Annotated in this window: 20 protein-coding genes; 11 read left to right on the forward strand and 9 right to left on the reverse strand. The window is 43.7% G+C overall.

Going from position 1 to position 21,753, the window contains the following annotated elements; all coding sequences use genetic code 11:
• Positions 1–44: 44 nt before the first annotated feature.
• The gene (msrB, locus tag ACYTXU_RS09365; protein ID WP_462209409.1) at positions 45–434 is read left to right on the forward strand and encodes a peptide-methionine (R)-S-oxide reductase MsrB; all 390 of its coding nucleotides are present in this window, start codon (positions 45–47) and stop codon (positions 432–434) included.
• Positions 435–452: 18 nt separating this feature from the next.
• Positions 453–947: a thioredoxin family protein gene (locus ACYTXU_RS09370; protein ID WP_462206441.1), complete on the forward strand. Its 495-nt coding sequence runs from the start codon at positions 453–455 to the stop codon at positions 945–947.
• Positions 948–969: 22 nt separating this feature from the next.
• Here ACYTXU_RS09370 and ACYTXU_RS09375 read toward each other — a convergent pair whose 3' ends face one another.
• Positions 970–1,773 (reverse strand): SPOR domain-containing protein, encoded by an 804-nt coding sequence (locus tag ACYTXU_RS09375; RefSeq protein ID WP_462206442.1) that lies wholly within the window; start codon positions 1,771–1,773, stop codon positions 970–972.
• An 84-nt stretch (positions 1,774–1,857) separates the two neighbouring features.
• The gene (locus ACYTXU_RS09380) at positions 1,858–2,676 is read right to left on the reverse strand and encodes a tetratricopeptide repeat protein (protein WP_462206444.1); all 819 of its coding nucleotides are present in this window, start codon (positions 2,674–2,676) and stop codon (positions 1,858–1,860) included.
• 139 nt (positions 2,677–2,815) lie between these two features.
• On the opposite strand from ACYTXU_RS09380, the gene ACYTXU_RS09385 reads away from it, so the two are divergent.
• Positions 2,816–3,418 carry a malonic semialdehyde reductase gene (locus ACYTXU_RS09385; RefSeq protein WP_462206445.1) on the forward strand — a complete coding sequence of 201 codons (603 nt, stop codon included), beginning with the start codon at positions 2,816–2,818 and terminating at the stop codon, positions 3,416–3,418.
• A gap of 32 nt (positions 3,419–3,450) precedes the next feature.
• Positions 3,451–4,338: a BPSS1780 family membrane protein gene (locus tag ACYTXU_RS09390; protein WP_462206447.1), complete on the forward strand. Its 888-nt coding sequence runs from the start codon at positions 3,451–3,453 to the stop codon at positions 4,336–4,338.
• 89 nt (positions 4,339–4,427) lie between these two features.
• On the opposite strand, the gene ACYTXU_RS09395 is transcribed toward ACYTXU_RS09390, so the two are convergent.
• Positions 4,428–6,851, reverse strand: a complete 2,424-nt coding sequence (locus ACYTXU_RS09395; protein ID WP_462206448.1) for a S9 family peptidase — start codon at positions 6,849–6,851, stop codon at positions 4,428–4,430.
• Between the two features lie 192 nt (positions 6,852–7,043).
• Between ACYTXU_RS09395 and ACYTXU_RS09400 the strand changes: the two genes are divergently transcribed.
• Together ACYTXU_RS09400 and ACYTXU_RS09405 are read left to right on the forward strand one after the other, a co-directional pair.
• A complete protein-coding gene (locus tag ACYTXU_RS09400; RefSeq protein ID WP_462209410.1) occupies positions 7,044–8,759 on the forward strand; it encodes a M28 family metallopeptidase in 1,716 nt (571 codons plus the stop codon).
• 184 nt (positions 8,760–8,943) lie between these two features.
• Positions 8,944–10,587, forward strand: a complete 1,644-nt coding sequence (locus tag ACYTXU_RS09405) for a GGDEF domain-containing protein (RefSeq protein ID WP_462206449.1) — start codon at positions 8,944–8,946, stop codon at positions 10,585–10,587.
• Positions 10,588–10,638: 51 nt separating this feature from the next.
• Here ACYTXU_RS09405 and ACYTXU_RS09410 read toward each other — a convergent pair whose 3' ends face one another.
• Positions 10,639–11,448 carry an SDR family oxidoreductase gene (locus tag ACYTXU_RS09410; protein ID WP_462206450.1) on the reverse strand — a complete coding sequence of 270 codons (810 nt, stop codon included), beginning with the start codon at positions 11,446–11,448 and terminating at the stop codon, positions 10,639–10,641.
• A gap of 160 nt (positions 11,449–11,608) precedes the next feature.
• Here ACYTXU_RS09410 and ACYTXU_RS09415 point away from each other — a divergent pair, with 160 nt between their 5' ends.
• Positions 11,609–12,898, forward strand: coding sequence for a Glu/Leu/Phe/Val family dehydrogenase (locus tag ACYTXU_RS09415; RefSeq protein WP_462206451.1), 1,290 nt, complete (start codon positions 11,609–11,611; stop codon positions 12,896–12,898).
• A gap of 115 nt (positions 12,899–13,013) precedes the next feature.
• On the opposite strand, the gene ACYTXU_RS09420 is transcribed toward ACYTXU_RS09415, so the two are convergent.
• Complete coding sequence (locus ACYTXU_RS09420; protein ID WP_462206452.1) at positions 13,014–13,223, reverse strand: GDCCVxC domain-containing (seleno)protein; 210 nt, start codon at positions 13,221–13,223, stop codon at positions 13,014–13,016.
• Positions 13,224–13,399: 176 nt separating this feature from the next.
• Complete coding sequence (locus ACYTXU_RS09425; protein ID WP_462206453.1) at positions 13,400–14,305, reverse strand: transcriptional regulator GcvA; 906 nt, start codon at positions 14,303–14,305, stop codon at positions 13,400–13,402.
• A gap of 483 nt (positions 14,306–14,788) precedes the next feature.
• Between ACYTXU_RS09425 and ctlX the strand changes: the two genes are divergently transcribed.
• The 3 genes from ctlX to ACYTXU_RS09440 all read left to right on the forward strand — a co-directional run bounded on the left by ctlX (position 14,789) and on the right by ACYTXU_RS09440 (position 18,273).
• Complete coding sequence (ctlX, locus tag ACYTXU_RS09430) at positions 14,789–15,736, forward strand: citrulline utilization hydrolase CtlX (RefSeq protein WP_462206454.1); 948 nt, start codon at positions 14,789–14,791, stop codon at positions 15,734–15,736.
• 2 nt (positions 15,737–15,738) lie between these two features.
• Positions 15,739–16,767 carry an AraC family transcriptional regulator gene (locus tag ACYTXU_RS09435; protein WP_462206456.1) on the forward strand — a complete coding sequence of 343 codons (1,029 nt, stop codon included), beginning with the start codon at positions 15,739–15,741 and terminating at the stop codon, positions 16,765–16,767.
• 93 nt (positions 16,768–16,860) lie between these two features.
• A complete protein-coding gene (locus tag ACYTXU_RS09440) occupies positions 16,861–18,273 on the forward strand; it encodes an amidohydrolase family protein (RefSeq protein WP_462206457.1) in 1,413 nt (470 codons plus the stop codon).
• A gap of 61 nt (positions 18,274–18,334) precedes the next feature.
• Here the strand turns inward: ACYTXU_RS09440 and ACYTXU_RS09445 are convergent, their stop codons facing one another.
• Positions 18,335–19,642 carry a DUF819 family protein gene (locus ACYTXU_RS09445; RefSeq protein ID WP_462206458.1) on the reverse strand — a complete coding sequence of 436 codons (1,308 nt, stop codon included), beginning with the start codon at positions 19,640–19,642 and terminating at the stop codon, positions 18,335–18,337.
• Positions 19,643–19,689: 47 nt separating this feature from the next.
• Entirely contained in the window at positions 19,690–20,157 is a 468-nt protein-coding gene (locus ACYTXU_RS09450) for an Mpo1 family 2-hydroxy fatty acid dioxygenase (protein ID WP_462206460.1), read from the reverse strand.
• Positions 20,158–20,347: 190 nt separating this feature from the next.
• On the opposite strand from ACYTXU_RS09450, the gene mscL reads away from it, so the two are divergent.
• Positions 20,348–20,755 carry a large-conductance mechanosensitive channel protein MscL gene (gene mscL, locus ACYTXU_RS09455; protein ID WP_462206461.1) on the forward strand — a complete coding sequence of 136 codons (408 nt, stop codon included), beginning with the start codon at positions 20,348–20,350 and terminating at the stop codon, positions 20,753–20,755.
• Positions 20,756–20,839: 84 nt separating this feature from the next.
• On the opposite strand, the gene ACYTXU_RS09460 is transcribed toward mscL, so the two are convergent.
• On the reverse strand, positions 20,840–21,703 hold the full coding sequence (locus ACYTXU_RS09460; protein ID WP_462206462.1) for a 1-aminocyclopropane-1-carboxylate deaminase/D-cysteine desulfhydrase: 864 nt from the start codon (positions 21,701–21,703) through the stop codon (positions 20,840–20,842).
• Between the last annotated feature and the right edge of the window lie 50 nt (positions 21,704–21,753).

Here is a 21,753-nt window from a genome sequence, read left to right on the forward strand (position 1 = left end):
ACCACTGGGCTTTGTGGAGTCAGTTCCACATTCAGTATCCGCCATTGAAAAAACAGGCAGAAACCAAGGCCAAGAACTTTGATGAGGTGACTTATCACGTCACTCAAGAGCACGGTACCGAGCGTCCTTTTACTGGCCAATATAATATGCATCAGGAAAAAGGTGTTTATCGCTGCGTGTGTTGCAACTCTGTATTATTTGACGACAGTGGTAAGTTCGACTCAGGCTGCGGCTGGCCAAGCTTTGATCGTGCACAAAATAATAAAGCCATAGCCTATCTCGTTGACACCAGCCATAATATGCAGCGCGTGGAAATTCGTTGCGCCCAGTGTGGCTCCCATCTTGGGCATGTATTTAACGATGGTCCGACAGACACTGGACAGCGTTATTGCGTTAATTCAGTCAGCTTAGATTTTAAGCCGGCTAACCATTAGAAAGAGTACAGACTGACCATGAGCAAATTCATCAGATTAGGCATTGCATTAATCGCCTCCCAATTGATGCTAACCGCCTGCCAAACAGGTTCTAATCATCAGCAGCAAACGAACTTGCTGGTGGGCGATACCAGCTACCCAGAACTGATAAGAGCCTACCCATACTTTCAAACCGCTAAATCCACAGTAAAAGAAGCGCCAAAAGCTGTTGAGAAGCTTAAAGCTGTCTCCGAAGCAACGCAGCTTACCGTCTACTTTGGGGTCTGGTGTCATGACAGTATTCGCGAAGTCCCTCAACTGGTTAAGCTACTTGAAGAGGTCAACAATCCCAATATCAGTTATCAATTAATTTCACTGGATAAAACGAAACAAGAGCCACTGGGACGCGCCAGAGCCAATGATATCCTTTACACTCCTACGATTGTGGTGTCTCAAGCAGGCAAAGAACTGGGCCGTATTATTGAAAAGCCCGAACAGGATTTGGCGACTGATTTAGTCAATATCTTACATTAAAAGGGTTTATCGCAGGCGGCTATTAGTCTGCGCGTAAAGCCTCAAAACCAGAACGACTTCTTAACCAGGGTTGTATGGTAGGAAAGGACTCTGCCAGCTCAGCGATAAGTTGTTCCGCATCCTGTTGAGAACTCAATTGATCGAAAACAAGGGTGTAATAAATCTGGCCATTAACCCGTGTTCTAATAAGGTTTGTTTTTTTAGACAACGCTTTATCAAGAGAGTCAGCAAATGAACGCGCCTGACTTTGTGAGTGGTAGGCCGCTAATTGTAGAACCTTTCCGTACTTTCCACTCTGTGCATAAGTTGGCTTAGTCTCTACAGCAGGCTGCTCGGGAGGCTGCTGGCTAAGCGGTTCTACAGATGATTCTTCAAGCAATTCATCATTTAGGCCCTCTTCTCCTGCTTTGTTAGAAAGTTCGGCCACTGTTTCATCTGCGACTTCTGCCGATAATTCCTCGACAACAGAAACTTTTGCGCCCTGAACCACCACCGGCCCATCGCCACTTTTCTCAGGCTCATCCGACTCAAGCTGCTCAGCTTCCGGATTCTCTATCTCAAGAGTCTCTGTTTCAAGAGTCTCTGTTTCAAGAGTCTCTGTTTCAAGATCTAGGGTCGTCTTCCAGAAACGATAATAGCTTAGGCCCAGCGACTCTTTCTCTTCTGCACAGCGCCAAGACTTCTTGTCACCGGGAGCACAGTACCAATAATCATTGTCACTTTTAGAATGTTCGGAGCTGATATTTGAGGAGCTTGCACAAGAGGTAATTAGCAAGGTTAGACTTATAGCCAGTAGAGATTGTTTTTGAGAAGAGTTCAGTGCCATATTAAAGTCGCTTAAATCCTTGCTTCACTTATTACCTTAGAATATTTCTTAAGACTAACCCAACCTGGCGGTAACTATAAAGCACTAATGTTCAAATGATTTAACAACTGGCTTTTTATTTAAGTAAAGTTGTAAGCGCAACTGATAGTAATCAACCAGTTTATCGCACTTGCCACAATCATCATTTGAAGCTAACTCAATCACTTTCAGTTGAGTAGCAGCTGCTTTGTCAAATTGTTGGTTAGCGGCATAGGCAGCAGCCAAAGTATCAAGATAGCCATGATTGCCCGGGTATTTTGCAACAGCACTCTCCGCCAATATTAGCCCTTGTTCAGGATCAAATAGCTCAGAACCCTGGCTAACCACTTTTATCCAGGCCAGATTGTTCATCGCTTGATAACTGCCTTGCTCAACCGCCAATTGATACCAAAAGACAGCCTCATTATAGCTTTTACGATCATCAATGTAGCCAAAGTAAAAGGTATTACCCATCCAATACTGAGCGACCTTATCACCGCTTTCTGCGAACCTTTGCATGGTTTGCAGAGCTTGTTCTTTTTGCTTGATGCTGACACTTTGGTCTTTAGAGGTTAAATCAGAAATGGCTTGATGAAATACCGCCTTTTCGTAGCCCTGCTCTGCTGAGCGCGACATCCACTTGCTAGCTTCTTCGCTATCAATATCAACACCTAACCCACGAAACAACATCATCGCATAAAGATATTGTGACTGTTCATCCCCTGACTTAGCCGCTTTCTTACAATATTGTTCGGCGACCATATAACTTTTTGCATGGTAATGTTGCTCACAACGCAAAATATCTTCTTCGGCTGCACTACAGGCAACAAGAATCCCTGCCGACAGCAAAACCAGCAATAACTTAAGGTTTAACAACATTTTCATTGGATAAATATACAATACGCAAGAGTGACTCAATCAGGAGTTAGCCACAAATTCTGCGGCACAAAACAACAAATCGGACTGTATTATCGTTAAACTATGCGTAAAATGCACCCTAAACACACTAAATCATGAGGATTTTATGTCACGAAATATTACCGAACCACTTTCTCAGCAAGCTTTAGATACATTATTTTTCGAAGCACGCACCTACAACGCCTGGCAAGACAAAGAGGTTTCAGATGAGCTACTACATAAGCTTCATGACCTGGTTAAGATGGGACCAACTTCAGCTAACTGCTGCCCGATGCGGGTGATTTTCGTCAAAAGTAAAGAAGCCAAAGAAAAGCTAAAGCCTTGTTTGATGGAAGGTAATCAGGACAAAACTATGTTCGCACCTGTTTGCGCCATTATTGGCATGGATATGGAGTTTTACGAAAAGCTTCCGCAACTGTTCCCACATACGGATGCCAAAAGCTGGTTCGTTGGCAAAGAGAAATTCATTGAATCCACTGCTTTTCGTAACAGTTCGCTACAAGGCGGCTACTTTATTATGGCAGCGCGAGCACTTGGTCTGGACTGCGGCCCTATGTCAGGTTTCAACCAGAAAAAGGTCAACGAAACCTTCTTTGCCGATACCAACATCAAAGCCAACTTTCTCTGCAATATTGGCTATGGTTCGGAAGAAGACCTGTTTCCAAGAAGCCCTCGTTTGGACTTTGATGAAGCCAATAAAATTCTCTAATCGTTTAAATGTGAAAATAACAAGGAAACGCAATGGATAATAACAACGAATTTGTTCATGTTGATGAAGAGCAAACACCACAACCCAGCGATGGTCAGGCTCAAATGGTATCACCTGGCCGAGGATACCACTGGGTAGAGCGTTCTTTATCCGAAATATTTGTTCCCCATTTTGGCAAGTGGTTTCTGGCTGGACTAATCTACAGCATTGTAACGACTGTACTACCCATGCTGGGCGTAATCATAGCTATGTTGGTATTGATATTAAATCCACTCTTTTTAGCTGGTGGTTATCTCGGAGCAAACAAAGTCCAGCAAAAGTCTGGAGAAGTTACGCCGCAACAGTTTTTTGAGGGCTTTTCTCACCCGAAAAAATTTGCCTTGCTGGCCTACTGCGGTATTTTTGCTGCTATAGGAGGTGCTATTGTTTATGTCATTTTAAGTGCCATAGGAATTGAGCAGCTTCAGTCCATTGATTGGCAAATCATACAGGCCGGTAGCAGCCCTGAGGCAGTTCAGGTTGAAATGGAGGCCTTTGCCTCGGTCATTGGTCCCTATGTTTTATGGATAATCCTTAGCTTTATCGCTTTGTCGCTAGCTAACTGGTTTGCAGTTAACCTGATCATGTTCCAAGAACAAAATCCGTTATCGGCACTTTTGAACAGCTTTATTGGTGGTATCAAGAACCTGTTAGCGATGATTGTTCTGGTTCTGGTTTTGATAGGCCTTGGTATCGCAGTTGGACTAATAGCAATGCTCGTTGGAGCACTTGTTTCAGCAGTGTTGCCGCCAGTTGCTGCCGATCTATTATTAAGCACATTGCTCACCGCTGTGCTCATGCCAGTGATGGTAGGTATCGGTTATATGTCTTATCGCGAAGTCTATTTGGGTGATGTTAAGAAGTCCAAGAATACTTTGTAGTTCTAACGGTAGGGATGAGTGACGTTCGCTCTTAGCACATAAAAAAAGGCTTCCAACAGGAAGCCTTTTTTATTTTTATACAGAAACACTTACTTCAAGTGACGTTCAAACAAGAAATAAATCCGCTTATATTCATCCAGCCAGCTTGAAGGCTCAGTAAAGCCATGCGGCTCAATCGGATAAATCGCTGTTTCGAAATACTCTGTTTTTTCCAGTTCAATCAAACGCTGCACCAGACGTACCGTATCTTTAAAGAATACATTGTCGTCAACCATACCATGCGCAATCAATAATGGCTTGTTCAAACCTTCGGCAAACTCAATCGGCGAGCTGCGCTCATAAGCCACAGGATCAACCTTGGGTGTATTCAGAATATTTGATGTGTAGGGATGATTATAGTGCGCCCAATCGGTTACTGGACGTAACGAAGCACCTGCGGCAAACTCATCAGGCGCAGTAAATAACGCCATAAAGGTCAGGAAGCCACCATAAGAGCCGCCATAAATTCCAACCTTACTGCGGTCAACATTGGCATTGCTGGCCATCCAGTTTGCACCATCCTGCAAATCAATGACTTCCGGTGTGCCCATTTGACGATAAATCGCAGTTCGCCAGTCACGGCCATAATTAGCTGAACCGCGGTAATCGAGATCCAGAACTACATAACCTTGCTGGTTCAAGAAACTGTGGAACATAAACTCACGGAAGTAATTCGACCAACCCTGGTGGGCATTTTGTAAATAGCCCGCGCCATGGATAAAGATCACTGCTGGATACTGCTCTGCTCGCTCAACATCAAAACTGGCAGGTTTGTATAGACGGGCATGAATAGGCAAGTCCGCTTCGCGTGATGGAATTTCCACATACTCAGGCTGAGTCCAGGCCATGGACTTAAACTCATCCGATACCGTATCGGTCAGTTGTGTCACATCACCGCCTGTAGCAGCAGTAACATACAAATCTTTAGGTTTTAAGGCTTCGGAATGCTCAATGATCAACTGAGTACCGTCGGGTGACAATACATAATCATTTAGGCCACCCATATCGGTGACCGCCCGCGAATCACCACCCTTAACGGCAACTCGATAGACTTCAAAAATCCCGGGATGTTTTTTATTGGCGCGATAATAGAAGTACTTCTTGTCAGGCGACAGAGTAACTGAGTCCACTACATAGCGACCCTTTGTCAGCGCATCATCGCCACGATTGATCACTTTGGTATATAAGTGGCTAAAGCCTGTTGCTTCTGATGTGTAATAAATCGTTTTATTATCAATCCAGCCGAAATCATTAAAATTCCAGTCGTTAACCCATGCTTTATCACGTATGTGATGCTGGTTATCTAATTCTTTATCATCAAAGTCGATAGTCGCAATCCAGCGATCTTTATTGTCTGCTGAATAAAGCATCAATAGCGCATTGTTCCCATCTGGCGACCATTGAATGCCATTGCTTGGGATCCAGTCGAACAAAGAAACACTACGAATGCCTTTGTGAGCTTCGTACTCTTTATCCAACTTTCGTGCTGTGTCGCGTTTGATATCCGCCAAAGGATCATCTTCGATATAAGGCAGATCTTCATAACTTAATTCAGATTTTTCACGAGTGTTGAGATCCAACAAATAAAGCGTTTCATGGCGCGGTTCAGAAGTACCGACTAAAGTTCTAACCTCTTCATTCTTAACATAGCCATCTTCAGTCACAAAACGTGGCATATTGTCGGCCTTACCCTTTTCTTCAGACTTATCATAGGTACCGACGACCAGGTAGCGCCCATTGGGCGATAAGCTCAAGGTATGAATTTCCTTTTGCTTACCCAGATACCATGGTTCTGGCGCATCTCTTTCAGAACTTTCAGCGACTTGTTGCTGGCGTTTTTTGTTATGCTCGCGTTGCTCTTGTTGTTGACGGATATAATCAAAATAACGCGTTTGCTGCTCTTTCAGATAGCCTTTATCTTCTTCCTTGTCTGGGTCCTCTTCTAAGCGAATATCCGCAAGGAGACTGATCAGGCCATCATTTAAATTAATACTATAAAAACTGTTTTTTTCACGGAAAGCCACATTCTGGTTACCGATAAACATTGGCTGACCTTCATTAGCCAACGTTTTAGTCAACTGACGAACTTCACCCGACTCCAGATAACGAACGTATAAATCACCATTCAGGTTATAGGCTTTTAAGGTTTTATTCGGGTTTAAAACGCCATTATTACCGTCACGCTCAAGTAGCTCTTTATCGCTAAGTTTTTGCGCCTGTTTGGTGGCAAGATTTAGCTGATACCAGGCTTTCTCTTTATTACCGACAATTTTCTGTTGGTAGTAAATGCTCTCACCATTCGCGTGCCAGTAGACATTTTCTGGGGCATTACCAATCCAGTCCGGATCAGACATGACTTTATCTAAAGTCAGGGGTTCTGCCTGAATACTGGCAGAGAAGACAAGAGCACAGCTCAGCATTGACTTGATAAGCAATGGCTTGAGCAACCTATGGGTTATCTGTTGTTTTTTCATGGATGAGACTCTCTACTCTACAAAACAAGTGCAACTAGCTTACCGAGCAGAGCCAGCCAGTCAAGTGTTGCGATGTAACGGAAAGTTAACTGGTCATCCCAATGAGCGAACAAAGTTGAGTTAAATACTGGGCATGGGTAATATAAAGCCCACTTTCAAACCTTAAAACAGCTCGAAGAGTAGGACCAAATGATGAAGAAATCCTTAATAACTCTATCTTTAGCTGCTTTGTTTCTAACCGCTTGCGATGACAAGCAACAAGAATCAGCGCAGCCCTCTTCTGAAACAGCAGAAGTCGAAGCAAAACAGGCTCAACCACAACCTAGTGGCAAGCCTCAAAACAGCTTCTTAACCGCCTATGACAATATCGATTTGGCGCAATATAAAGAACGCGTGAAATTCATGTCTACCGATGACTTTCAGGGTCGAAGCCCAGCTACCGAAGGTGGCCGCAAAACCGTTGAATTCCTGACCAGCGAATTTAAAGAGCTGGGGTTAGAGCCAGGCAACGGTGACAGCTATCTGCAACAGGTCCCGCTAACCAGCATCGAAGCTGATGCAAACATGGAGCTACAACTGGGTGATAACACCTTGAAATTCCCTGAAGACTTCGTAGCTAACAGCAGCAAGCTGGTTGAAACCGTTACCCTTGATAAGTCGGATCTGGTATTCGTCGGATTTGGTATTGTCGCTCCAGAATATAACTGGAATGACTATGAAGGCCTTGATATGGAAGGCAAAACAGCGGTGATTCTGGTCAATGACCCAGGCTTCCACACTCAAGATCCGGAAGTATTCCAGGGCAAAGCTATGACCTATTACGGTCGTTGGACATACAAATATGAAGAAGCCGCTCGTCAAGGTGCTTCTAGCGCAATTATTATTCATGACACAGCCCCAGCATCTTACGGCTGGAACGTAGTATCAAATAGTTGGTCTGGCCCACAGTACCATCTTGCCGAAGCAGGCGACGACCCCAAGCTAGATGTAGAAATGTGGATCACTTACGACCAGGCACTAAACCTGTTCAGTCAGGCTGGACTGGATTTAGCCGCAATGCAAGAAGCAGCCCTAAAACCGGACTTTGAAGCCGTACCACTTGATGCAACTGCTTCAGTAACGGTCAGAAATACTATCGAAAAGTCAGAGTCACCTAACGTTATTGCGACCATACCGGGCAAAACGAAACCAGATGAACATGTGGTTTATATGGCGCACTGGGATCACCTGGGCATGAATCCGCATTTTGAAGGCGATCAAATATTCAATGGCGCGGTGGACAATGCCACCGGTACCGCTGGCATCATCAGCATTGCTCAAGCTTTCAAGGCGTTGCCAGAGCAACCAGAGCGCAGTGTGACTTTTATTGCCGTGACCGCTGAAGAGCAAGGCTTGTTAGGCTCAAAATATTACGCAGCCAACCCAACCGTACCAATGAACAAAATAGTCGGGGCTTTCAACATCGATAGCATGAACATCAGTGGTCGTGTTGAAGACTTAACAGTCGTTGGTTTTGGTAAATCAGAAATGGAGAAGTATGTTTCCAAAGCAGCCGAACGCCAAGGGCGCGAACTGGTCGCGGAAGCAAAACCGGAGCGTGGTGGTTATTACCGCTCTGATCATTTCAGCTTAGCTAAACTAGGCGTTCCAGCAATCTATGCTGGCGGTGGTACAGAATACCGCGAAGGTCAGGACTTGGCGCTCATCGAACAACGTAACAATAAGCGTGGCGAATGCTACCACCAGGTGTGTGATGAATATCAGGAAGACTGGGCTTGGGAAGCAGCTTTAGATGACGTCAAAGTCTTCTTTGAAGCAGGCTACCTTCTGAGCAACAGTGGTGATTACCCTAATTGGTATGAAGGTACTGAGTTTAAAGCCATTCGTGACGAAAGCATGAATAAGTAATTAAGCTGTTCAAACAACGAAAAGCCCAGACATCTTCTGGGCTTTTTTGATTGATTCATAATTTACTACTATCGAACAAAAAATAAGCTGGTATAGTAGGTTTAGAGAACAAAAAAATATAACTATAAGCGATCCACTTTTTAGTCGAAGGAATTGATGGTATTGGCTCAATGAGGAGGGGCTTTTGTTGCGTTTTATTTTCCTATTGTTATTCTCATGTTCGCTGAATGCTGCTCAGGAGTATTCAGTTGAACAACTGCCTGTGGAATTTGAGGGCGACTGGCAGGTATGTCAATACGCAACATCAAAAAATCAATACGACTGTAGTTCAATCAATGTCCCCGGCCCTATTGAGGAGGCATTCCCGGAGTTCAATGGTTTAGCATATTATCGAACCACCTTTACTGTTTCTGAGAAATTCCAATATCAATCTTTAGCTGTATATATTCGACAAATACGTGATGCTGATAAGCTCTATATTAATGGTCATCTGATTGGCCAAACGGGTCAGTTTGCACCTAACTTTGAAAAGGCAACTTTATATCAGCGTCTTTATCCTATCCCCTCTACTATCCTTAATTATGAACAACCCAATGAACTAGTGATTAAAGTCTATAATCATGCTCGCCCCGGTGGCATGGTGATGAGCGCGCCAGTTATTGATAGTGTAAAAAACACCTATCAAAATACGGCCACTCAAGAGTCTCTACTCATGATCTTTATTGGCATGATTCTCCTGATTTCTGCGGTGCAGATTTTTTATTACTTAGCTCAACCGGCACACCGGGAAAACTTATTATTTGCCATCCTTTGCGTGTTTGAATCCATTTATTTACTCACCTACTCGCAGGCAGCACTGGATTCAGGCATTAACCTAACCAGCATTTTCCGCATTAATATGCTGTTATTTGCTATTTTAACGGTTAACTTCTTTCTGTTCGTTTCCAGCTTTTTTAAACAAAGTATTCCATGGTCCATCAAAGCTGTTCTTTTATTCATTCTGTTATTAGGGATTATTAGTGTCACCATTCTACCCATAGACTGGATATATTATGTGCTTGATATGATTCAGCTAATTAGCGTATTTATTCTTATTCCGTATTACTTCTACATTTTTTACCAGTCCAACCGACAAAAACTACCTTATGCAAACCTAATGACTAAGGTCCTGGCATTGTATATTTTCACCGCCTTGGTTGACTTCGCCATTGACCAACAATGGGTTCCACTTTTTATTACCGGCATAGCGGGTTTATTGTCACCGATATTCTTGATTACTGTTTTTATTGCTATCACCTTTATTTTAATCCACAAACACTGGCTCTATTACCGACACGCAACTTATGATTATTTAACCAATTGCCTGAGACGTTCTTCCTTTGAGCAACGTTTAGCCGAAGAAATTCATCGCATCCATCGAACCGGAAACACTATTGTTGTGGCCTTAATAGATATTGATAATTTCAAAGAAGTTAACGACAACCATAATCATTTAATTGGTGATAAGGTTTTACAGGAGGTGGTTAATCGAACCCGCGCTTCATTACGGGACTTTGACTTATTGGGGCGATATGGTGGCGATGAATTTGTTGTGGCTGCTGAGGTTTCTGATAAAAAAGATGCCATCCAATTACTCAAAAGAATCCACAGTTCTATTGTAGAGAAACCTGTTAGGGACAAAAAAGGGGAGTCAATTCAAATCAACATCACCATTGGTGCTTTTGTCGCAGAGTCATCGGATATGATGACTGCCTCAAAAATGATTGAAGAAGCCGATGAGATTTTAGTCAAAGGTAAAGTTAAGCAGAAAGGTCATATTCATATTTAATTGGTTCCTTGAGTATGGATTTAACAATATGCAGACTTGTGAACTTTATATTCAAGTCACCTTCGCAGTTCTGACCATGCGTGCAAAAAGCTTTGGCAAGAATCTCTTGATATAAATCGCGTAGGTTTCTTTGCCACCGATATAGGCTTCTGCTTTTCCTTTACACCAGGCTTTCAATATCTTCTCAGCGCAGACTTCAGGGCTCATGCCTTTTTCCTGAGCATCATCCATTTTGTTCTGTTCAGAGCCATCGGCCAATAATGCTTTGTAGGTTAAGTTGGTTTTAATAAAGCCCGGATATATGGTCGTGAACTGTACGCCCTGGCCATGCAGTTCAGCACGCAAACTGTCCATATAGGCGGTAATCGCATGCTTGGATGCGGCATAGGCCGAACGCAACGGCGTGGTGAACTTCCCCACCAACGAACTAACCGTTATGACACCACCCTGCTGTCGCTCCAGTAAGTGTGGCAATACAGCTTGTGTCAGTTGCACCGTGCCAAAATAGTTCACCTCCATTAAACGACGATGGATCTCAAGTCCCGTATCCAGTACTTTCGAGCGCTGACTCAAGCCAGCATTATTGATCAAGATATCAATGGGGCCATATTCATTGATCACCTGCTCGACTAAAGATTCAAAGTGATCACTGTGTGCTAAATCAAGTTCAACGCAGTGATGCCGCTCTGAATTTCGGCAATTTGCTTTGATCCGCTCCAGCTCATCCAGTCGGCGCGCAGACAAAATTAAACGCGCCCCCTTTTTAGCGAGTACATAAGCAAGTCCTTCACCTATCCCTGAAGAGGCCCCAGTTACCCATACCGTTTTATGTTGGAATGCGGAATCATTATGGTTGCTCATAAGTGCCCCTATTGAAAGTTTATGCTTCTTTATAACCAAAAATTATAGCTCCGACCACTCCTGATTTTTAAGCACTCAATTTCACATCACATTTCTGACGTGGTATAACCTCTCGACTTACAGAATTCAACTCTACAATACAGTCAACATAGGATTTTCAATGTCTGATCAAGTCTATCAAGATGCGATTACTCGTGTCCGTCGAATCGGTGAAAGTGCGGGTGTTAATTATGAAGTCATCGAAGCACTCATGCACCCTATGCGAACGATGGTCGCATCCCTGCCCGTTCGTATGGATGATGGCTCAACTCAATATTTTACCGCCTATCGTTGCCGCTATAACAATGCGTTAGGGCCTACTAAAGGCGGTATTCGCTTCCATCCGGATGTTAACCTGCAAGAAGTTCAAGCACTGGCGCTGTGGATGACCATTAAATGTGCAGTGGTTGGCTTGCCTTATGGTGGCGGCAAAGGCGGCGTCACAGTCGACCCCAAAAAACTGTCACGCATGGAAGTAGAACGTCTATCACGCTCTTATGTGAGACAAATGGCCGATGTCATCAGCCCTGACCGCGATATACCAGCACCTGATGTTTATACCAATGAACGTATTATGGGCTGGATGATGGACGAATATGAATACATCACTCGTAAGAAAGCCCCTGGCGTAATTACCGGCAAGCCATTAAGCCTCGGTGGCAGCGTGGGACGAGATGATGCCACTGGACGCGGCGCCTATCTGTGTATTCTTGAGCTTGAGAAAAAACACAACTGGAAGCCGGAAGAGATTACTGTTGCAGTTCAAGGTTTCGGTAATGGTGGTTACCATGTAGCTCGCCTGTTACATGAGCGAGGCTATAAAATAGTTGCCATCAGTGATTCGCGTGGCGGAATTTACTCGAGCCATGGTTTTGATGTGCCCAGCATCTACAAAGAAAAACAGGCCACCAAGCAGGTAAAAGCCGTTTACTGCACGCACTCTGTCTGTGAGCAGGTCGAGCATACAGCCATCACTAATGAAGAGCTACTAGAGCTGGATGTGGACATTCTGATACCAGCAGCGCTGGATGGTGTTATCGGCGGTCATAATATCGACAACATCAAAGCGAAATACATCGTAGAAGTCGCCAATGGCCCAGTCTTGAGCGATGTTGACGACACGTTACACAGCAAAGGCATTCACGTTATTCCTGATGTTCTAGCCAATGCTGGCGGTGTCACCGTATCCTACTTTGAGTGGGTACAAAACCGTTCAGGTTACGCCTGGGATTTGCCAACCGTACATGAGAGACTGCAGAAAATTATGTCTGAGAGTTTCAATCGTATATGGGATCTGGCTCAATCAGAAGGTCGCAGCATGAGAAATGCCGCCTATACCCACGCCATGCGCAAAATAGGCGAAGCCATTGAAGCCCACGGTACTCAGGATTATTTCTCTATCCGCGACTAATAGCCGGAAGAAAACAAGCTCTACCGGAAGCTCCAGTCATTCATCATAAATGACTGGAGCACTATCTAATTCATACTATCTCACCACAATACCCCATCACGCTGACTTAACTTCCTTATTTACAGCAAGAACTACCCTGCTGAACTGGTGGACACTTCACCGTACCGTATGAACAAAACACACAACAGTCACCTTTTAATGGCTTTAGCAGTGCTTTGCATTGGGGGCATTCATAAAACCATTGACACATATTGGTTGGCATCACTTCTTGAGTTTTTCCACCACATTCAGGGCATGTAATTGTCGACTCCAAGTTTAAACTCACACAGAATCTCCTCAGTTAATCCAGACCACATACATTTACAGCTATAGAGCGTCACTCATTCAGTTAAACGGTAACTTCCAACTATAAACTATAACTTATAACAGTAACCTTCTCCGTGCATCTACCCATAAAAAAAGCCCCAGTACCAGACCGGGGCTTTGACTAACAACGCTAGCTTAAAATATCACATCATCATCCATATCTTCGTTCACCTTCGAGAGCAACCACTCACGGAAAGCAACAACCTTAGGACGATCATAAGAGTTCTCAGGACAGACCAGATCATAGGAATAGCCACTATCCACCACAATATCAAATGGTGCAATCAAGCGACCGGTTTCGATGTCCATCTGTGATAATACACTATGACCCATGGCGATACCCTGACCATGACGTGCTGCCTGTAGCACCATGCCTGAATGACTGAATACTGGCCCATGATCAAGGTTTACCCCAGTCACTTCGGCACTTTTCAGCCAGGTACGCCATTCTTCAGTGGTCGCATCATGCAGTAATGTCACATTTTTCAAATCTTCCGGAGATTTCAATTTCTTTTTCTGCGGGAAGTCTGGCGAACAAACCGGCGTCAAATGTTCTTCAAACAGGACGTCACAACAAAGGCCATCATACTCACCCTTGCCGTAATAAATGGCGATATCTATATCTTCACGCACAAAGTCCACTTCCACATCGGAGGCCTTAATACGAACTTCAATCTCAGGGTGAAGCTCGCCAAACTCGGCTAATCGAGGAATTAACCACAAAGTAGCAAAGGTTGGAATAACACAAACCGTCAAGGATCCGGTCGCACCTTGAGCTTTAACCTGCTCGGTAGCATTGACCAGCTTCTCGAAAATATCACGTATCTTCGGCCAATAGAGCTGCCCTTCATCAGTCAGAAGCAACTTCCGGTTTCTACGGATAAATAGCTGCACACCTAAGAAATCCTCTAAGGCTTTGATTTGGTGGCTAATGGCAGCTTGAGTCACAAATAATTCTTCGGCTGCTTTTGTGAAACTCAAATGTCGCGCAGCCGCTTCAAAAGCGCGCAAACTGTTGAGCGGTGGTAAACGTCTAGACATCGCCTCTCCTTGCATTAGTTTTTTTTATATATAACATAAAAATATATCGTTTGAACCTGGTCTTACAAGTGGTTAATATTTGACCTGTCTCAAGGAGCTACTCAAGAAATCCTTTATTTTTAAAGGACTCTGAAAAGTCAAATATGCATTTGATGCAGCTATTTTGACAAACCTTTGTAGCTCAAGGCAAACACTTTATAAAATTTTTATAATGCATTTTGTAAAATTTTATGAAGACGGTTTTTGACTTAGCATTGTTTAAGTCCACAGGGGAGGAACTCCTGTAAGTTGGTAACTTGGTTTTTGGTTTCATTGACTGACTCCTTTGTTTAGCGAGCGAGCATTAATATATATACCTACCCCCATTTGGTCCTTATGTTTCGCAGATTGCTAATAAATGGCTTGCACCTTGCAAGCCTTTTTTTTATCTTGCTTCTTTCCAAACATTCCAGCCAAACAGGCTAACCAAAAGTACCAAAACTCATGACTACCAAACAAACTCACACTACCAACTCTGTCATCATGGTACCGCCCACCGACTTTGCCTTTAACGAGCAAACCGGCGCTGACAACGAATTTCAAAATAAGCCACAGCAACCGAACGAACACCTTCGTGAAGATGCTCTATGCGAATTCAATGAGATGGTAAACCTGTTACGTGACGAGCATATTGAGGTTTTGTTACTCAACAAACATGCTCAAAGCCATCAAGAGTTGCCAGACCTGCCTGATGCGGTATTCCCCAATAACTGGTTCTCAACCTCAAATAGCGGCACATTGACACTCTACCCCATGAAGACACCCAATCGTCGAGCTGAAGTCCGCCCTGACGAGCTTACCCTTTTGCTTAATCGTAACGGTTATCAGGTTAACAAAACGGAACATGTCGACAAAAATCATCAACAAATCCTTGAAGGAACCGGCAGTATCATCTTCGACCACAGTAACCAGATCGCCTACGCCGCCATCTCAGATCGTTGCGATAAAGCGCTGTTCGAAGACTTCTGCCAACAACAAGGCTATACACCAACCAGCTTTAACAGCCAAAGTAGCAGCGGCAAACCTTTCTATCACACCAATGTGATGATGAGTGTTGGTGAGCATTTTGTAGTGATTTGCCTGGATTCAATAGTCAATGACCAGCAGAAACAACTGCTACTCGATAGCTTTGCAGAAACGAAAAAAGAAGTGATTGATATCAGCTTTGAACAAACCGAAAACAGCTTCTGCGGCAACATATTGCAGCTACATAACAGCAAAGGCGACAAAATCATTGTCATGTCTGACAGCGCTTATCGAGGCTTTACCAAACAGCAAAAAGCCACACTGGAAAAGCACGGCAAACTGCTGCCTTGCCCGATTCCAACCATTGAGCAAGTTGGCGGCGGTAGCACCCGCTGCATGTTGGCAGAAAATTTTATGCCGAAATAACAATGCATAGTTACCACCTCGAAGCGGTTAACATTCTGCAAATTGTATTTTTTGCATTAACCAGCTTTGGCGCTTTATTAGTTGCTAATCAGCGTCGATATCAAGGTCTTTTCTGGTTATTGATAAGCACCTCAGGTTTAATGGTTTTCAACCTTCTGGAAGAGACTGGAGTCATTGAATATCTGATTAGCCCGGTATTTTCACTAATCTGCGGACCTTTATTTTATTGGTTTGTCAGGCAGCTGGTGTATGCAAAGACAACACAACCTAAATATTATCTGCTTCACCTGATACCTGCTGTTCTAGCAATCCCTTTTACCCACTTACCCCAACTGGTTTTATTATTTGGCACCCTCAGTCAGCTACTCTACTTCAGTTTGAGTGTCCTGCTTGTCCGTCAATACCATAGAGCCAATCAGGCGCTGCGCTCAGATGCATACACGCTTCAACTTAAATGGCTCAGTAAGTTGCTGGTGGTTGTTATTGTACTCAGCGTTGTTGACCTAACCAGAGTAAACTTACAGCCCTATCTGCCCTTCCCTTTACTTAAAACCTGGTACTTTTACATGCAGCTGGCCTACTTCATTCTTTTTGGTTTGCTGATATTCAAAGCCATGCGACAGCCTGAAACTTTCCAGTCACTCTCTGAGTTTGAGGCTATCGATGCAACTATATCTAAGCCAACTGAAGAGAAGAGTCAGGCCATAACTCTATTCAACCAGATTCACAAATACATTCAGCAGCAACAATCTTATTTGCAGCCTCGCCTGTCATTAAAGGACTTACATAACGAGCTTGGCATTAACGAAAAAGAATTATCATGGTCTATAAATAATGGCAGCCAGCACAATTTTTGTGATTACATCAACCAGTTGCGTGTTCAACACTTCTTGTCGCTTGCCCAAAAAGACAACCGCGCAAGCATTCTGCAAATGGCAATGGATTCTGGTTTTAGCTCAAAATCTGCATTTAATGCTGTATTTAAAAAACATTGTGGTTTAACACCCAGCGAATACCTCAAGTCTTTATAAGTAGCAGCTTAATTAAGTCCAGAATCATCTTTCAGGACGAATTTAACACCAGTTTCTTAGAGACTCAGGGTTTTCACTACTGGAGAAAACCTCATGCATCGTATCAAGTTCATTATTAAGTCTATTGCCGTAGTGAGTATTATTTTACTCCTGACAGTACTGGCATCCATTCCTTATGCTCTTTTCAGCCCACAATCGCCAATTGTGAATGGTGTTACTGCCAATCGTATTCTGCTCAATAACGTTAATATCCTGTCCGCAGACTTTAAAAGTCTATTGCCAAATCACTCTGTTGTAATAGAAGACGGTATCATCACAAAACTTACCGAGAGTGTTCCAGCTGACGATGATTATGATCTCGTTATTGATGGTCATGGTCGCTACTTAATGCCGGGACTGACTGATGTTCATACCCATATTTATGACCGAAGCGATCTATTGCTGAATCTTGCCCATGGAGTTACTCAGGTTCGCGTCATGCATGGACTTAAACTGCAATTAGCCCTCAAAAAAGAAGTACAGTCAGGCAAGACTATTGGCCCAGACATGCTGGTTGCCAGCCCAGCAATAAACCAACGCAGCCAATATGCGGCTTCCGAGTTTCATACTTTTATAGAGTCAGAAGCCGAGGGACATCAACTGGTCAAAGCTTATAGCGAAGAAGGTTATGATTTAATCAAAATCTATGACGGTCTGAGTCGAGAGAACTTTACAGCTATTAGCCAGGCCTCTGAACAATTTAATATTCCTTTTGCGGGACACTCTCCATTCGCTGTTTCCCTTGAACAGCTGCTCGCTTCCAATATTCAAAGCATAGAACATATAGAAATGCTGTATCAGGCAGCTTTAAACTACTCCCGTGAGCAGAGTGACCTAGATGCTTTAATTCTTGCTTTAAAACAAAATCCAAAGCCTGTTACCACAACCTTGATTGTGTATGACGAGTTAGCACAAGCGGCAGAAATGAAGTCAGAATATATTGAAAGCAAGCCAATGGAGTATATTCCAGAGGTTATACAGAGCATCTTCTCTCCAGGGATTGAGCACATCATGCAGGATGAAAACCCAGAATCCTGGCGCTCAAAAGCAGATTATCTCGGCTTGATGGCTAGGCAACTGTACGCTGCCAATATCCCTATGCTTCTCGGCTCCGATGCAGGGGCCAACTATACTATTAATGGCATTGGCGCAATTAAGGAAATGCAGCTTTTGATGAGCTATGGCGTTCCAGCTGAGTCTATTCTCGTCAGTGCAACGGTGAACCCGGTCAAAGCTCTTGGGTTTAGCAACAGAGGACAAATAGCTGAAGGATTCAAAGCAAACCTCATTATCACCGACACAGATCCCAGGACTGATTTATCGACATTTTATGAGCTCAATGGACTTATTAAAGACGGTATCTATTATGACAAACAAGCGATTGTGCAGATGAAAGTAAAAGCCAAAGAGCATATGCCCAGTTATGAATTCCTGGGATGGTATTTAATTAATTGGTGGCAAAGCTAACTTTCACCACAAAAAAGCCCCTCACGAAGAGGGGCTTTTCTAAAACGTTTGAAACGGTTGACTATCCGCCAACTACTGCTCGCATCATAATCGCAGTTGCAATCGCGCCTACAGAACCAACTGCATAGCCTAAAATCGCCAGCAATACACCAACTGGTGCTAATGATGGATGGAAGGCTGCTGCAACAACAGGAGCTGATGCTGCACCACCAATATTCGCTTTACTGCCGACGGCGATAAAGAAATATGGCGCTTTAATTAGTTTAGCTACCACAAACAGAATAATGATGTGGATCATCATCCAGGCCAGACCGATGAAAAACACCTGGTAGTGCTCAAGGATCTTGGTCAGATCCATCTTCATACCAATACTGGCCACTAGAATATAGATAAAGACGGTACCAATCTTAGTCGAACCGACATGTTCAATCTTACGCAACTTAGTTTGTGATAACAAAATGGCAAATAACGTAGAAACAATAATGATCCAAAAGAAAGAGCTGCCTAATCCAATATTATCAAACACCTTATAGGCTGTACTTCCCTTCTCTACAGAGCCCAGAATCATACCTGGCCAGAAATAACCAGCCAAGTGTGCAATTCCGACTACTGCAAAGGCAAGACCAAGAATCATCTTATAATCTTCGAAACTGGCGATACGCTCGTTCTCGCGAGTATACTTTTCAACAGTTACTTTTAGCTCTTCGATACTCGAGTTATCAGCTTTCATCCACTTATCTATCGAGTCTGACTTTTTGATCATGAACAATAAAGCAACCATCCAGATTTCTGCGACCAGTACGTCCATGACAGCCATGGTGCCGAATAGAGTATCACTCACTTCATACAAAACCTGCATCGAAGCCTGGTTTGCACCACCGCCAATCCAGCTACCGGCAACGGTTGCTAAACCCGCCCAGATCTCTTCGCCTTTCGGCACCACCTGATCGGTAATACCGACCCACTCAGGAGCGATAAAGGCAAATAGTAACACTGCCAATGGACCACCAATAATGACGCCGACCGTACCGGCGAAGAACATCGCTACTGCTCGCCATCCGAGGCCTATAATCTTTTTAAAATCAATGCTTAAGGTAAGGAGGAATAAACTGGCAGGCAGTAAATAACGAGAAGCAATATAGTAAATATTATCTGCACTGGATTTTTCAAACAACCCTAATGTGTTTAGTGCCCCCGGGATGAAATAACATAACAATAGTGCCGGAATATGTTTATAGAACTTGTGCCAGAAACCTTGGCCACGACTGGAGGTGTAAAAAATTAACCCCAATACAGCCATGATAATGCCGAAGGTTGCAGCATCGTTATTGAAAAAGGCTACTCTCTCAGTAGTTTCTGTTACTGCCATTACAAAATCCCCAAACTCTAAATTGGTTAAAAATCAAACAATATTAATTAACGTAGCCAGCCAATTTGGCGCAGGAAATAATTCATTTCCCAGGCAGGGCCGACTAAAAGAAATAATAAGTCTTTAAAAAATGAAGGTTTTTTACCTTCGATATGGTGCCCGATGAACTGACCAATCCAGGCTATGATAAAGACAACCAAGGCAATTTGCCACAGGGCTATCGACACCACGCTTTCCAGCCAATAGGTAAACCACAGCATCAAGACCGACACCAGCAGCATGCCAGTAAAAATTTTCCAGCCGAAACTGATATAGAAGAGTTGCGCTACAGCGACGAAGATAACCGCCCAATTGACTAATGGGTGAAACTGCATTATTTCAGGCACTGGAATGACCCACAAGAATGCCAGAACCGTCCACATAATGGTCGGAACGCAAAGCCAGTGCAATAATTTATTAGTTGGGTTACGGTGACTTTCACTGTATTCCGCAATCCACTCTTGTCCGCTACGCATAGCCTACCCCAATCATTGACTTACGATTTAGTACGAATTTGCCCGATAATAGCACAGAAAATCAGCGATTGACGCAAGCATACCGCAAAATCTGATTCCCCAGACCTCTCACTCGTGCTATTAAATATAGGCAACTCATTGAGTTACGCCGGATAAGTCAATAATCAACAACATCTAAGGGGAACACATTATGGGAATGGTCAGTGAATTTAAAAAGTTTGCCATGAAAGGCAATGTAGTGGATATGGCAGTGGGCATCATCATCGGAGCAGCATTCGGCAAAATTGTCAGTTCATTTGTGAACGACATCCTGATGCCCCCACTAGGAATTTTACTGGGTGGCATGGACTTCAAGGAGCTTGCTTTCACCATCAAAGAAGCCACCGGCGATCAGACAGCAGTCACCCTCAACTATGGTAGCTTTATCCAAACGGCAATAGATTTCATTATTATTGCTTTTGCCATCTTCATGATGATCAAAGCTATGAACCGCCTATCACGAAAAGAAGAAGCAAAACCGGCAGCACCGCCTAAACCATCGCCTGAACAGGAGCTCCTAACTGAAATTCGTGATTTATTGAAAAAAGATCAAGGTTGATTTTAATGGTAGGGGCGGCGATCCTGCCCTTTGGGTACCAGTGTGGCCGCCCCTACCAAAACCAGCCCCATACCAAAACAGCCTCTACCGCATCCCCTGCAAGCCACCGGTATGAATCATCAATACCTTATCGCCCTCTTTAATCCTCTCTTCCTCTACAGCGTCTTTAACCGCAAGTAAGCACTTACCGTTATAAACTGTATCAAGTTGCACATCGTTATACCGGTGGAACTCATCAATCAATGACTCAAGCTGTGAATTTGATTTGGCAAAGCCACCGCAATGATGCTCAGTATCAATTCGCCAGTTGGTTTGTGGCTTCAGGCTGGGTTCTAACTGACTGTATAAATAGTCTGCCCCTGAAAAAGCAGCAACTCCAACAACCTGGCTTTCAGGACAAGCCTTGGTAACACCTACGAGTGTTGCACCTGAGCCAGTGCCCATAAAAATATGTTGATATTCACGCTCTAACTCCTGCCCAATTTCTTCAACCCCTTTAATCGCCAACTCACTAAAACCACCTTCACTGATCCAGTAACTGCTGGGAAATTGTTCGGAGAAATGATTCCATAGAAAACTATGTCGCAACTGCGCATAATCAACGCGGTTGGTGAAAATCAGCTCCATCCCCCATTGGCGACAATCTTCCAGAGTTGGAGTTAATCGTTGCCCTTCGTGAGCACGCACAAAAGCCGCTGTCTTAAAGCCCAGCTCTTTTCCAGCAAAAGCCAGCGCGTGCAAATGATTCGACCAATTACCACCCATCGACACTAATGTTTTGCAACCTTTAGCCTGAGCATCCATCAGCAAGTATTTCAGCTTTCGCCACTTATTGCCTGACACAACCGGATGAATCAGATCATCACGCTTAACTTCCAGTTCAACCTTATGTTGCTCTAGAAATGGCATCTGAACTTTTTGGCAAACAGAAAGATTGGTTCTTAACACATCAAGTTCCCTGTTGAATTTGATATCACTATAACATGGCTTTTTCTTGT

The organism is Kangiella sp. M94 (assembly GCF_054926195.1).

What these genes read in the sequence shown, in the direction of transcription:
- ACYTXU_RS09370 (WP_462206441.1), top strand. Translation starts at nt 453, where the DNA reads ATGAGCAAATTCATCAGATTAGGCATTGCATTAATCGCCTCCCAATTG.
- ACYTXU_RS09375 (WP_462206442.1), bottom strand. Translation starts at nt 1,773, where the DNA reads ATGGCACTGAACTCTTCTCAAAAACAATCTCTACTGGCTATAAGTCTA.
- ACYTXU_RS09380 (WP_462206444.1), bottom strand. Translation starts at nt 2,676, where the DNA reads ATGAAAATGTTGTTAAACCTTAAGTTATTGCTGGTTTTGCTGTCGGCA.
- ACYTXU_RS09385 (WP_462206445.1), top strand. Translation starts at nt 2,816, where the DNA reads ATGTCACGAAATATTACCGAACCACTTTCTCAGCAAGCTTTAGATACA.
- ACYTXU_RS09390 (WP_462206447.1), top strand. Translation starts at nt 3,451, where the DNA reads ATGGATAATAACAACGAATTTGTTCATGTTGATGAAGAGCAAACACCA.
- ACYTXU_RS09395 (WP_462206448.1), bottom strand. Translation starts at nt 6,851, where the DNA reads ATGAAAAAACAACAGATAACCCATAGGTTGCTCAAGCCATTGCTTATC.
- ACYTXU_RS09400 (WP_462209410.1), top strand. Translation starts at nt 7,044, where the DNA reads ATGAAGAAATCCTTAATAACTCTATCTTTAGCTGCTTTGTTTCTAACC.
- ACYTXU_RS09410 (WP_462206450.1), bottom strand. Translation starts at nt 11,448, where the DNA reads ATGAGCAACCATAATGATTCCGCATTCCAACATAAAACGGTATGGGTA.
- ACYTXU_RS09415 (WP_462206451.1), top strand. Translation starts at nt 11,609, where the DNA reads ATGTCTGATCAAGTCTATCAAGATGCGATTACTCGTGTCCGTCGAATC.
- ACYTXU_RS09425 (WP_462206453.1), bottom strand. Translation starts at nt 14,305, where the DNA reads ATGTCTAGACGTTTACCACCGCTCAACAGTTTGCGCGCTTTTGAAGCG.
- ctlX (WP_462206454.1), top strand. Translation starts at nt 14,789, where the DNA reads ATGACTACCAAACAAACTCACACTACCAACTCTGTCATCATGGTACCG.
- ACYTXU_RS09435 (WP_462206456.1), top strand. Translation starts at nt 15,739, where the DNA reads ATGCATAGTTACCACCTCGAAGCGGTTAACATTCTGCAAATTGTATTT.
- ACYTXU_RS09440 (WP_462206457.1), top strand. Translation starts at nt 16,861, where the DNA reads ATGCATCGTATCAAGTTCATTATTAAGTCTATTGCCGTAGTGAGTATT.
- ACYTXU_RS09445 (WP_462206458.1), bottom strand. Translation starts at nt 19,642, where the DNA reads ATGGCAGTAACAGAAACTACTGAGAGAGTAGCCTTTTTCAATAACGAT.
- ACYTXU_RS09450 (WP_462206460.1), bottom strand. Translation starts at nt 20,157, where the DNA reads ATGCGTAGCGGACAAGAGTGGATTGCGGAATACAGTGAAAGTCACCGT.
- mscL (WP_462206461.1), top strand. Translation starts at nt 20,348, where the DNA reads ATGGGAATGGTCAGTGAATTTAAAAAGTTTGCCATGAAAGGCAATGTA.